Source organism: Terrimonas ginsenosidimutans (genome assembly GCF_022012415.1).
In the GTDB taxonomy this organism is placed as follows: domain Bacteria; phylum Bacteroidota; class Bacteroidia; order Chitinophagales; family Chitinophagaceae; genus Terrimonas_A; species Terrimonas_A ginsenosidimutans.
The window spans coordinates 326,670-339,379 of sequence record NZ_JAKLTR010000004.1 but is presented as its reverse complement, the minus strand read 5'-3'; the positions used below and the strand labels follow the sequence as shown (position 1 = coordinate 339,379).

General features: G+C 46.0%; 7 protein-coding genes. 2 read left to right on the top strand and 5 right to left on the bottom strand.

Annotated features, from left to right (window positions below; translation table 11 throughout):
- Window positions 1-7: 7 nt before the first annotated feature.
- Window positions 8-763, bottom strand: a complete 756-nt coding sequence (locus LZZ85_RS08920) for a phosphoglycerol geranylgeranyltransferase (protein ID WP_237870765.1) — start codon at window positions 761-763, stop codon at window positions 8-10.
- Between the two features lie 297 nt (window positions 764-1,060).
- Between LZZ85_RS08920 and LZZ85_RS08915 the strand changes: the two genes are divergently transcribed.
- The gene (locus LZZ85_RS08915) at window positions 1,061-2,002 is read left to right on the top strand and encodes a TlpA family protein disulfide reductase (protein WP_237870763.1); all 942 of its coding nucleotides are present in this window, start codon (window positions 1,061-1,063) and stop codon (window positions 2,000-2,002) included.
- 192 nt (window positions 2,003-2,194) lie between these two features.
- On the opposite strand, the gene LZZ85_RS08910 is transcribed toward LZZ85_RS08915, so the two are convergent.
- The 4 genes from LZZ85_RS08910 to LZZ85_RS08895 form a co-directional block, all read right to left on the bottom strand.
- Window positions 2,195-2,932 carry a DUF2490 domain-containing protein gene (locus tag LZZ85_RS08910; protein WP_237870761.1) on the bottom strand — a complete coding sequence of 246 codons (738 nt, stop codon included), beginning with the start codon at window positions 2,930-2,932 and terminating at the stop codon, window positions 2,195-2,197.
- A 456-nt stretch (window positions 2,933-3,388) separates the two neighbouring features.
- Window positions 3,389-4,819 carry a SusD/RagB family nutrient-binding outer membrane lipoprotein gene (locus LZZ85_RS08905; protein WP_237870759.1) on the bottom strand — a complete coding sequence of 477 codons (1,431 nt, stop codon included), beginning with the start codon at window positions 4,817-4,819 and terminating at the stop codon, window positions 3,389-3,391.
- A 24-nt stretch (window positions 4,820-4,843) separates the two neighbouring features.
- Window positions 4,844-8,080, bottom strand: a complete 3,237-nt coding sequence (locus LZZ85_RS08900; RefSeq protein WP_237870757.1) for a SusC/RagA family TonB-linked outer membrane protein — start codon at window positions 8,078-8,080, stop codon at window positions 4,844-4,846.
- 375 nt (window positions 8,081-8,455) lie between these two features.
- Window positions 8,456-9,334: an AraC family transcriptional regulator gene (locus tag LZZ85_RS08895; RefSeq protein ID WP_237870755.1), complete on the bottom strand. Its 879-nt coding sequence runs from the start codon at window positions 9,332-9,334 to the stop codon at window positions 8,456-8,458.
- A 220-nt stretch (window positions 9,335-9,554) separates the two neighbouring features.
- On the opposite strand from LZZ85_RS08895, the gene LZZ85_RS08890 reads away from it, so the two are divergent.
- On the top strand, window positions 9,555-12,710 hold the full coding sequence (locus tag LZZ85_RS08890; protein WP_237870753.1) for a SusC/RagA family TonB-linked outer membrane protein: 3,156 nt from the start codon (window positions 9,555-9,557) through the stop codon (window positions 12,708-12,710).

The following is a 12,710-nucleotide window of genomic DNA, read 5'->3' as shown; positions in this document are numbered from 1 at the left end:
AGGATAGCTAAGCTGTTACAGTGATGGAATGGATCGCATCACTCATTTCACGGATCAATGAAGCATCTTTTTCGATGGCATTTCCGACAACGATCACATCGGCTCCGGCTTTACAGTTCAGGTAAGCCTTTTCAGGATGAGTGATCCCTCCGCCAATGATGAGTGGGGTAGAAATGCTTTTAGAGACTGCTTCGATCATGCTCTCCGAAATTGCGCGGCGCGCTCCGCTACCGGCGTCCATATAGATCAGCTTCATGCCGAGCATTTCACCCGCCATTGCGGTACACATGGCGATTTCATTTTTATCAGCAGGCACAGGCGCCGCATTGCTGATATACGAAACGGTAGTTGGCGCTCCTCCATCGATGACGATATAACCGGTGGACATGATCTCCAACCCGCTTTGGCGAACGGCGGGTGCCGATACCACGTGCTGGCCGATCAAAAGTTCGGGATTGCGTCCGGAGATCAGCGACAGATACAACAGCGCATCCGCATGCCGGGTGATCTGAGAAGGGCTGCCGGGAAAAAGAACAACGGGAATGGAACAGTTCTGTTTGATGTGCTGAACGCACTCATCCAGGTGATTGGAGATGACCAGGCTACCACCAACCAGCAGATAATCAACCTTTGCGGAAACCGATAATCCGATCAGTTCATCCAGGATGGCTTTATTGACCTTATCTGGATCGATCAGCACAGCAAAGGACTTTTTGCCCTGCTGCTTTTTACCCGTTAAAGAAAGATAGATGTCCTGTTTCATTCGGTACCGGTTGTACATTCACAAAAATGCGAAAAAGTTTTGGCTTTTAAAGGGTTAATTTTCACGGGGATGACGGGGAATGAAGGTTTTTATATGGCCAAAAAGTAAATTGCTGATGAGTTCTCAGAAAATATCGCTGACTACCAAACATTCTTTGCGCAAAAAACCATTGTTTGCGTTTGGTTCCAGGAAATAGTGATCCTTTTACTCTAGCTTATCGGGAATCTATTCCGGTCCGGATGGTGATGGATAACGCCCCGTAAATCTACCTGATTACTGTAAACCAACTATCTCTATATGGAAAAGCTTCGAAACCATATCGTGCTGTTTGCCTTCGCAATTGGCCTTTTATTCCTGGCAGCCTGCCAAAACGAAAGATCAAATAACAATTCAAAGGAAGCTTCGCCAGATGTTCCTGCCGGCGAAATAATGGTAAAAGAAACAAAACCGGCTGCACCCATTTTCTCATCGATAACGGAGTTGATCAATTATTACAAGAACGCGATTGATTCTTTATCCCGGCAGGAAAAAAGGGCACAGGACCCTGAATTGATCATGAAGCTATCAGACTCGTCTTACGTTGTAACCAGGGAGCAAAACAACCACATCTATGCATTCCTGGCGGAGCATGACAGAACATCAGAAAATTTTTACGCATTACGCTACCTGGTCATACCTGCTTTAACGGATGTCAGGCCAGAACAGTTGGATAGTCTTTTTCAATCATTTCCAGATTCGATGAGAAAGACGGCCAATGGAAGATTCTTTGCGGAACAGATAAGGCTGAAAAAGATCTGGAGTTCCCAACAGACATATGATCCATCGATCCTTGACCTCGTTTTTATGGATACATCGGGTGGTAATGTCAGACTTAAAGATATTCCGGGGAAATATCTGTTGCTCGATTTCTGGTCTTCGTGGTGCGCGCCCTGCCGTGTTGAGAACCGCTACATGGTAACAGTAGCAGATCAGATCCAGGCAGACGGCAAAATAGCGCTGGTGGCTTTTTCTCTTGACGATAAAAAGCATAAATGGATCGAAGCTACCGGTGATGATAAATTGAATTATATCAGTCTGTCAGACCTTAAAGCGTTTGACTCTCCCCTGGTTACCGCATTCAAAATAGATGTGAGCAAACGCGGGATCCCATTCAGTGTGATGATCGATAAAAATGGCAATATAATCAGGGGCGGTGTGTCGAGAGAGGAGTTGATGCAACTGGCAAACACGCTTCCATGATCTCATATTGCCGTATCGGGTTATGTAGGTCCCAGCAGATTTTTATGACATTCATCAATATAGAACAGGTTGCTGACGCAAGATTTGCTTAGCGCCCGTATAGTTTTACCGGTTTATTTTTTACAGGCAAATCTGTACCATCTGTGGGAACCGACGCATTCCGGTTTAAAAATGTGTTTTAGCTGCAGGATTTCATAACCGCAGGTAGGTCGCGATCTGCGCTATATGATTGTTGATCGAGGTATTATTTCTTCCCTGGGTATACTGATACATGTAACCTGCTTCAAGGTCGATCTTTTTGTTTATGCGATATCCGCCAGCAATATAAAGACGATTCTGATCAAAGGTTTTTCCGTTTACATTTGATTTGTTCCCGGTATTGATAAACACCTCATTCTGAAGAGAGGCAAATAATCCTTCTGTAAAAGCGCCGGTTTGTTTTTTCAGCGGAACGATATTGCGTATGAAATAACGAAGACGGTATGCATTACCGAAGCCATCTTTTTCAAGCTCATTATTATTGTTGATCCGTGCGGCAGGGATAAATCTTTGCTCAGATCGCAGACGGTGTTGAATAAACACGGGACCCGTTTTATGGTTATAGATCAGCTGTTGCCAGATCCTGTGCTCCATCAGGTAGCCGCTTACACCGGATAACTGCCGGCGGTTATCGATTGATGCATAACCCAGTGTCAGGCCGAGTTTATTCGTGATGCTGTATTGCAATCCCGAACGGATAAGCAGGGTTTGAAGATGCTGGATCTCGTCGGTGCTTCGAAATTGAACATCGTTGAGAAGCGTGGTTTTCTTTCCCAGTTTTATTGTGTTAAACACGCCCAGCCACCCTGAGAATTGGTTCTGTTGCGCATTAACTGAAATCGTCAAAGAAGAAACAAGAAGACACAGGCAGGCGATCAGCGTTTTTTTCATTCGTCTGTAAAGTTTTTGTAATGACTTATTAAGGGCTGCTCAGAGTTGATCTTCTTCAGCGGCAAAAAAACAAAAAAATCTGTTATCATTCTCTTATCCTTTGTTAAACCTTTTCTTATGCTATTTTAACCAGGCTTTCTGTAGATGAAAAGATATAAGATCAACCAATGAGGATCTAACGTTATTGTATGTGTCTTTACTATAATTGGAGCATATTATAGAGTGCAGCGGCCGCTCATTTACAGTCGATATCGTAAAGCCGCGGCGTCAAAAGGTGCCGGCCTGTTGTTTTTGATGATGGTTGCCCTACGGCATCATGAGGATAGAAATTGTCGATGGTTAACGATGTAGCCAGGATGAATGAATAAATAAAGGCCAACTCAAATCAATGAGTTGGCCTTTTACTTTTCCCAGGAGATTGAACTGACAGTAGATGGTGGCGTTTATCGTTACTGGTTATTTATCCCACCAAACTTTTGTATCCGGAGTATCTCCCCCGCTTAGTCTGCCAACAGCCGTATTGGTGTTCTCGCCATTTACAGAGTAGGCGAGTGAACCATAGGTAAAACGTCTCGGGATCTGTTTGCTCGGATTGCTCGCGTTGGGCGAAGGCACCAGTGCGGGAACACCCGTCCTGCGCCAGTTAGCCCATGCCTGCATTCCATTAGGGTAGAATGCAAAATATTGCTGCATATGGATCTTGGATAATGCATTTCCTCCGGCCAGTGAGACATTCGCCTGTCCGACATAAGCATTGATGTCTCCTTTTGCCCCCCATTGTCTCCATGATTCAGAAATGCCCTTTTGATAGGCTTCTGTAACATCTCCGGCGATCCAGCCACGTTGTCTGGCTTCTGCTACGGCCAGCATCACATGCGCGGAAGAAACTACTACTACCGGTGCACCCGCTGCGCGATAAGCTGACGGGTGGATACGTGAATAGGTGGGATTATTCTCTCCAAAGGTCACCGCATCGAATCTGGTTAATCCATAGGGAAAACCGATAGTGGATGAACCGAACGAAGTTTGCCTTGGATCGTTGTACGCTGCCATAAAATCAGTCATCACCTTTGACTGTGCGAAGTCAGCGCGGGTCAGGTAAAGATTATACCACGGGTTTCTGTAAGCAGCAGTGCCCGGATAAAACAAGGTGAGGTTTTGTGTGCTGTCACTGATGTATCCGTCGCTGTCAGCATAGGCATTTGCAAATTCTGTTGCAGCCCATTCGCCCGGGTTGGGATATACTTTAGACGTGCGTAAACTGATCAGCATTCGCAGCGTATTAGCGAGTCGTTTCCATGATGCTGCAACACCACGATAGAGAAGATCTCCCGTTGCAATCGATCCTCCATCAAACTGGTCGCTTGCCTCTTTCAATTCCTTCACAAGATCTTTATAGATCGCTTCCTGCGTATCGTATGCGGGCGTTAATTCCTCTTCACCCTTAAGTGCTTCAAAATAGGGAACGTCTCCCCATCTGTCGGTGATAGTCCAGAATATATATGCCTTCAGGATCCTGGCGATAGCGATCTGATGATTGGCTGAACCAAATTTTGCGGAAAGCGCCAGCTTGTCTGCGTCGGTATTGTACCGGATGATGTTTTGAAGATCGAACAGGGCACCTGAGTACACGGCGTCAAAATCCAGCCGGGGCAGTGCGTAGTTGGATACTTCTGTGTATTGCGTTTCGGAGAAATACTGAGAATATAAACCTTCTCGGGTCTGTGTGGCATAGCTGCCCAGTCCCGCTTCTACACCGCTAAGCAAAGCTGCTGTGGATGGGTCTGTAGCTCCATTGGGATTCACATTTGTGTCTCCGAACTTACTACAGCCGGCAGCTATTACAGATGCAGCCAGTAGGAATGATAAAACTTTTACTGATTTCATATTGATAATTTTTTCCAATAAATATTAGAAGCCAAGTTTGAGGTTAATACCGAGTGATCTGGTGCCTGGGAATTGTCCGTTCTCGCCAAACACATTGCTGATCTCTGAGGGATCAAAATCTTTAGCTTTACGGTAGATCATTAATGGATTCCGCGCAATGAAAGAAAGTGTTGCATTCTGCAGCCATTTGCCGGTGAAACCCCATTTTTGCACAGGTAGTCTGTAGCCAAGGCTGACTTCGCGCATTTTTACAAACGTGAGATCATAAATAAACTCATCGAACACGTTATTCTCAACCATGGAATGGAAGTAATCCTGTGCCTCTACATAGACATCAACAGGGTTCTTATTCTCATCAACTCCTATTACGCGGATCCCACCGCCATCTGCGACTGCATCGCGGATCGGGTTGCCCTTATCATTCAGTCCAACCGTTCGGGACGTCAGGCCTGAGTAAGAGCCCCACATATCAGACATGGAAAAGAATTTGCCACCAACCTGGAAGTCGATGTTAACGTTCAATACAATGTTCTTGTAATTGAAAGAGTTTTGGAAACCACCAGTGTAGTCAGGCAATACAGAACCGAATTTTACATTTTCATCTTTTACGAACAGACCTTCTGAAGTGACAACGGGTTTTCCATCGACGTACCTTTTACCGCCACCGATCAGCATACCCCATGTCTGACCAACCTGGTGAACTGTAAACGGAGGAGTGATCCCATTGAAGCCGGTGCCATTTGACAGTGTGATCTGTGATACATCAGGAGCCAGGCTCACTACTTTGTTTTCAAGTATCCGTCCGTAATTCACACTAATATCCCAGGAGAAGTCCTGCGTTAATACAGGTTTCGCGAACGCCTGGATCTCCATACCGCGTCTGGTGATCTCGCCTGCATTGATCGTTTTGGAACTGTAACCGCTGGTTCCGCTGACAGTGATCGAGATAGGAGAGTTAACGGTCGATGCGTGGAAGTAAGTGGCACTTACACCAACCCTGCTTTTCAGGAAACGGAGGTCGAGTCCTAACTCTTTGGTAGTTTGAGTGGCGCCTTTGATGTTAGCGGCAGCGATACCGTTCGGAGTTGTTTGTGTGATAAAGTTTGTTGAAGGAACCGTAGCGGCCCATTGGTCAGCATTAACGCCATAAGCCATTGCAAGGCTGTATGGCCCGACAGCCTGCGGTACTTCACCCCAGGTTGCTCTTAATTTGCCGTAGCTCAACCAGGGCAAAGCTGCTTTTGTAAGATCGCTGAATACAAAGCTTGCGCCAAACGATTTTACAAAGATATTGTTATCGGTTACCGGCAATGTGGAATACCAGTCATTGCGCAATGTAATATCTGCAAATAATAAATTTCTCCAGCCGATGCTTCCTCTGGCGAACACGGCGCGGCGTTTCTCATTGTTCCGTTGGTTGCTGTATTGAATGGAGGAAAGAGAATTACTCAAAGCGAAGAAATCCGGGATATAAAGGCCGTCCCGGGTGTTCGCCCTGATGTCCTTGTCGGAGATCTTTACGATTTCACCACCTGCCAGTACATCAAAAGAAAGGTCATTCACTTTTTTGTTGAATGTACCGATGAGCTCAAGCCTGTCATCCGAGAAGAATGATTCTCCGGTTGCATAACCTGCTCTTGTTCCGGTTTGACGGGCACTTCTTTCAAGGATGTAATTAACCTTGTTCTCATACCAGGTCGTAACCAGGCTTTTTCTGTAAGCAGCGCGGATCCTGATGTCACTGTTTACTTTATAGGTGATGGAAACATCTCCAAACAGGCGGTCTCTTCTGGATAGATCTTCCCGGTTGTTGAAATAATTGAACGGGTTGTAGTGATAGTTAGCACCATAGAAGTTCAATGGAAGGTTCGGATTATATGCGGGTGGATTGGAGTGATTCCATGCGGCCAGCACGCCCGGGGTTCCGGTGGCTCCTGCCGGCGACAGGACACCCGCCATCTCTCTCATAATGCCCATATCAATATTCCTGTGGAACCATTGATTAAAACCTCCGCTTGATGCATTACCGTAACCGTCATTATTTTCGGCCTGCATGTTCTGCGTGATATAATTCAGGTTAGTGCCCACCGTCAGGTGAGGATTGAGATCAAAAGAGAAGTTAGCGGCAAATGTGTTTCTTCTCAAATAACTGTTCGGGATCAAACCTTCCACATTGAGATTTGTATAGGATAAACGTGTAGAATAATTATCACCCGCTTTCGCGAAGTTGATATTATTCGTCGTGGTAACCCCGGTATTATAGAAGTCACGGATATTGTCTTTCTGCGGGGTCATATTCGCCGTCTTATAGGAATATTTTGTATTGGGATACCATGCATACCATGGAATGTATTCCTGCCCGGTCATTCTTGGTCCCCAGGACGCATCATCACTGTAGTCATGATGATATTTTCCACTCAATGCTTTCCATTCTTCGGGTTGCCCGGCAGCCCAGGTATATTGTGTAAGGACGGAATTCGAGCCGCCGCCGTATTCATTTTGATAGTTGGGAAGAATATAGATCTTATCCACGGTAACACCGCTATTCACCTCGATGCCTAATCCTTTCTGCCCCTTTTTTGCTCTTTTAGTGGTGATCACAATTGCACCATCAGCCGCCTGCGGTCCATAGATGGCTGCGCCGCTCGGGCCATTCAATACGGTGAGGTCTTCCACATCATCAGGGTTGATATCGATAGAGTTGGTCGGTGTTCCATCGACGATATAAAGAATACTCTGCCCGCTCAGCGTACCGTCCCCACGTAAACGAACAACGGCATCACGCCCCAGCGCTGCGGCAGACTGGCTGCGTACCTGTGCTCCGGCTACTTTACCGGCAATGGCATTGTTGATGTTGGGTTGACGGATCGTGTTCAGCTGTTCTGCCTGAACGATCTGCGCATTGGAAGTCAGGCTTCGCTGCGTTTTCTTGGTATTGTAACCGCTTGATACAATAACTTCTGTCAGGCTTTCACTGCTTTTCCGAAGGGACGCAGTTACTGCACCAGACGAAGAAATGGTGATCTCAACCGGGCTATAACCCTGGCTTGAAACAACCAGGACATCTCCCACGTTTACTTTGATGATGAACGCACCATTTTGATCCGCAGCAGTTCCCTGTGTGGTGCCTTTCACAGAGATGCTTGCGAGAGGAATTGCTGTTCCCTGCTCGTCCGTTACCTTACCCGTAACACTACGGGTTTGCGCGAATGCCAATGCACTGAATAGCATCAGCACCACGAAAGAAGAAACTCTTCTCATGTAGCTAATTTTGATTTGTTGTGATAAATAAAAGTCCTGCCCAGCAGTAGGGCCTTATACATGGACAACCGGATTGTTAAAATTTGATAACGTTTACCACCGAAATGTCGGATTAGTGTGCTGAAGTGAATGGCAGGACAGATTCTATGCTGGGGCTGGCGATTTTTATTCTCATCTGGCGTAGGAGTATCACGGAGTACGCAAAGTAACCGCAAAGCACGCAACGAAATCTTCGCGCTCTTTGCGGCTACTTTGCGTACTCCGCGATACTCCTATGTGAGTCGGATACAAGACAGAGACTTCGGTAGCCTGACGGCTACAGGCTCAGGTGCAGGAGAGCAACGCTCCCGGAAAGATTAAGACAGCATGCATCATTTAAATGAACACCCGGTTGTCATAACTGTAATTCTCTCTGAATTCTTTTGGCGTACAACCCTTTTTCTTTCTGAATAACCTGTTGAAATTGGAGATATTATTGAACCCGCAATTGTAAGCTACTTCTGCAACAGACTGTGTGGTGTCTATCAATAACCTTGACGCATGTCCTAACCGCATTTCCAGCAGGCTATCCATAAAAGTGATGCCTGTTCTATTCTTAAAAAACCTGCTGAATGATACATCCGTCATATTCGCAAGCTTTGATACCTCGGAAAGTGTGATCGCCTTCTGGAAATTCAGGTTCATGTACTCTATGGTCTTTTCAATACGGCGGCTATTGTAAGAAAGCTCCGCATTGCTGAAGCTGGCATCAGAAAGTGTATGCATGTTCCGGGAGATCGAAAGATCGTGCAGGATAGAAAGAAGCTCAAGTACCGAATCAAAACCCTGCTTCTGACTTAAGATGGTCAGCCGGGGGTGGATCGATTCTATGGTCTGACGGGAAAACTGAATACCACGGGCAGACCGTTCAAGCATATTCCTGATAAAGCTGAGCTGATTACGCCGCAGAAACTTTTCATCAAACAAGTCTTTGTGAAATTGTATGGTGATCTCTCTGATCTCATCACTTGTACACTTGTGTGTTTGCCATACATGCGGAAGGTTTGACCCCACCAGGACCATTTCCAGGTCATCGATCTCACCGATATGATCGCCTACCACACGTTTCGCTCCATGGGCATTCATGATGAAATTTAACTCCAGTTCCTCATGACTGTGAAGCGGAAAATCAAAGTTTGACTTCACCCTGCTGAAGATGGTAAAACAGTCACTGCTTGTGAGGGGAGTGATCTCACGCAAGATATTTTTCTGCATATGGCAAGCTTGTAGTTCATTAAAGGTATGGAATAAAGATAAAAAAGTATTATTCAGATAAGTCAAAACACCTATAAATGTATGCGATTACAATGTATGTGGATAAGCAAGTTTCAACATTCAATAATATCAGGCGGTAGAAAAAAGCATTAGGATTGGATAATAAAGTATTAGTAAGTGGTGATGTAATAAAGTTACTTTTGGTGAAACAACTTGCTATATGAGACAAAAACGATTCCCTCGGGTAATCGCAGCCACGATCGTGTTGCTATTGCTCTCCACGACGCTTTTCGCCCAGAAAAGATCAGTTACAGGTATCATCTCCGATCAAAACAATGCACCACTCTCCGGTGCGACTGTAACGGTAAAGGGAGAAAAAGAAGTCACCACCACAGATGCCAATGGCGCTTTCCGGATTGCTGTATCATCAGATAAAGCCATACTGGTCATTTCCTATGTTGGTGCAAAAGATATTGAGATCGGAACCGAAGGAAAGACTACTGTTTCCGGCTCTGTTGAGATCACGGACACCAAGCTCAGTGAAGTGGTGGTGATCGGTTATGGTTCCAAAAAAAGGGCTGATATCTCCTCCTCTATTTCGTCTGTCAGCAGTAAGGATCTTAAAGATCTTCCTGTAGCTGGTATTGATCAGGCCCTGCAGGGAAAGGTAGCAGGCGTGACCATTACCAATAACAGCGGTCAGCCTGGCGGCGGCGTATCGATCAAAGTACGTGGTGTAACAACCATCAACAGTAATGACCCGCTGATCGTGATCGATGGAGTGCCATTCATGAGCAATACAAAAAGCAGTACTGGCTACGCTGGACTGGGTGGCTCTGACGGCCAGACAGGAAACAGTGTGATGGCCACGCTGAATCCCGGCGATATTGAATCAGTCGACATATTAAAAGATGCATCTGCGCAGGCTATCTACGGATCGCTTGCTGCAAATGGCGTTGTACTGATCACCACAAAGAAGGGAAAGACCGGTGAAGGTAAAGTCAATTATGATGTTTATTATGGCCAGCAACGCGTAACAAGGCATCTCGACCTGATGAATCTTCGCGAATTTGCAAAATACCAGAATGAAACAGCTCCGCTGCTGGGGCTTACTCCCTCACCTGAATTTGCCGATCCGTCAAAACTCGGAGAAGGTACCAACTGGCAGGATGCAATGTTCCGGACCGGCCAGGTGCAGAATCACCAGTTGAGCTTTTCCGGTGGCAAAGACAAAACCAATTACTACCTGTCAGTGAACTATTTCAACCAGGAAGGTATACTGATCGGTTCTGATTTCAAACGTTATTCAACCCGCTTTAGCCTCGACCATCAGTTGAAATCATGGTTAAAGGTTGGTGTGAGTGCAAATGGATCACGCAGTATTCAGAACGTAACACTTGCTGATGCGGCAGAAGGTACGATCTGGTGGGGTGCCGTTCAGAGCCCGCTTATTCCGGTGAAAAATCTTGACGGAAGCTGGGGTGGTGGCCAAATGATCGGCGGTTTTCAGTATAGCCAGGATAACCCGATCGCCAGGAGCTATTACCGTGGAAACAAATCAGTAAGTTCCCAGGTGTTCGGAAACATCTATGCCGATGTGCAATTCCTTAAGAACTTTTCACTTCGTAATGAGATCTCTTACTCTCTCGGCTTAAATAATAACACCGCACACCAGCTTGCCGGCAATATCGGGCCAACTGCTTTAAGGGCACAGCTGTTTGACGGACGGGGAAACAGTTACTATTATGCCATCAGGAATTACCTGAACTATAATAAATATTTTGGCAAGCACAGTATCAGTGGTACTGCCGGTCACGAAGCTCAATACTCTTACTTCGAGCAGATCAGCGGGAAAAAGGTGGATCTGCAGAATAATATCCTTGACCTTAATACCGGAAGCAGTGATCGCACGACATGGGAACTTGGCGGAGGGAAAAGCCACTGGGCGATGGAATCGTATTTCGCACGTGGTCAGTATACATACGACAACCGTTACTCTCTTAGCCTTACGATCCGTGCAGATGGTTCGTCCAACTTCGGGCCAAACAATAAGTGGGGTTATTTCCCTGCCGGATCATTCGCATGGACCGTTTCCAACGAAGCTTTTGCGCAGAACTGGAAGAGCACGGTTACAAACCTGAAACTTCGCTTAGGTTATGGATCTGTGGGTAATCAGAATCTGCCGAGCGGTGCACAGAATCCTCCTTATGTTTCAGCTATTGGTTTCTGGACCGGCCCTGTTGGTTTTGGAAACTCAAACTATCTGAACGGGATCACCAATCCGAATCTCAGCTGGGAATCTGTGAAAACGAAAAATATCGGGGTTGATGCAACATTGTTCAATGGCTTTGTTGATCTCTCGGTTGATGTATACAGAAAAACGACCAGTGATATGTTGTTGTTCCTGACAGGCCCGCGCCTGATCGGTGTTGGCGACTCATGGGATGATCTCAAAGCCCCTATCGGAAACGTTGGCCAGATGTCAAACAATGGAATTGACATAAGCATCAATACCAACAATATCCGGAGCAAAGACTTCACCTGGAAAACAAATTTGATCTTCTCCAAGTTTACAAACAAGCTGGATAAAATGGCGAACTCTACAGCAGGTCTGACCGGTAGAGTATATTACGACAACTACACAATTACCTACACCAATCCAGGATATGCCGTAGGGTCTTTCTTTGGGCTGGTAACAGACGGACTGTTCCGCAATCAGAGTGATCTGAATGGCAGCCTTCCTCAGTTTGGCTATGCTATCAGACCGGAAGAAACATGGTTGGGAGACATACGCTTCAAAGATGTCAGCGGAGCAGATGGTAAACCCGATAATGTGATTGATGCAAACGATATCACTTTTATAGGAAGTCCTCTGCCTAAATTCACTTATGGTATCACGAATACATTTTCTTTCAAAGGATTTGACGCCTCCTTTTTCCTCCAGGGAAGTTACGGAGCCAAGATCTTTAACTTCCTGAGGTGGCAGCTGGAGAAAATGGATAATGCTTTTTATAACCAAATGCGAAGCGTGCAGGACAGGTACACTGACGCAAATACAGGCGGTAGCCTTCCCCGTTTCACCAATACCAACTCCAATAACGTGTACATGTCTGACCGGTATGTTGAGAGTGGTTCTTATATGCGGATCCAGAACGTAACCCTTGGCTACCGGATCCCGACAAGGATACTGAACAAGGCCAAGATCACCAACGTACGCCTCTATATGTCGATCCAGAATCTGCATACGTTCAGTGATTATTCAGGATACGATCCCGAGGTTGGAGCGTTTAACAACAATATCCGCCTCATGAATGTGGATATGGGACACTATCCAAACCCGCGTTCATTTACGTTCGGCGCGAACATCGAACTATAA

What these genes read in the sequence shown, in the direction of transcription:
- LZZ85_RS08920 (WP_237870765.1), bottom strand. Translation starts at nt 763, where the DNA reads ATGAAACAGGACATCTATCTTTCTTTAACGGGTAAAAAGCAGCAGGGC.
- LZZ85_RS08915 (WP_237870763.1), top strand. Translation starts at nt 1,061, where the DNA reads ATGGAAAAGCTTCGAAACCATATCGTGCTGTTTGCCTTCGCAATTGGC.
- LZZ85_RS08910 (WP_237870761.1), bottom strand. Translation starts at nt 2,932, where the DNA reads ATGAAAAAAACGCTGATCGCCTGCCTGTGTCTTCTTGTTTCTTCTTTG.
- LZZ85_RS08905 (WP_237870759.1), bottom strand. Translation starts at nt 4,819, where the DNA reads ATGAAATCAGTAAAAGTTTTATCATTCCTACTGGCTGCATCTGTAATA.
- LZZ85_RS08900 (WP_237870757.1), bottom strand. Translation starts at nt 8,080, where the DNA reads ATGAGAAGAGTTTCTTCTTTCGTGGTGCTGATGCTATTCAGTGCATTG.
- LZZ85_RS08895 (WP_237870755.1), bottom strand. Translation starts at nt 9,334, where the DNA reads ATGCAGAAAAATATCTTGCGTGAGATCACTCCCCTCACAAGCAGTGAC.
- LZZ85_RS08890 (WP_237870753.1), top strand. Translation starts at nt 9,555, where the DNA reads ATGAGACAAAAACGATTCCCTCGGGTAATCGCAGCCACGATCGTGTTG.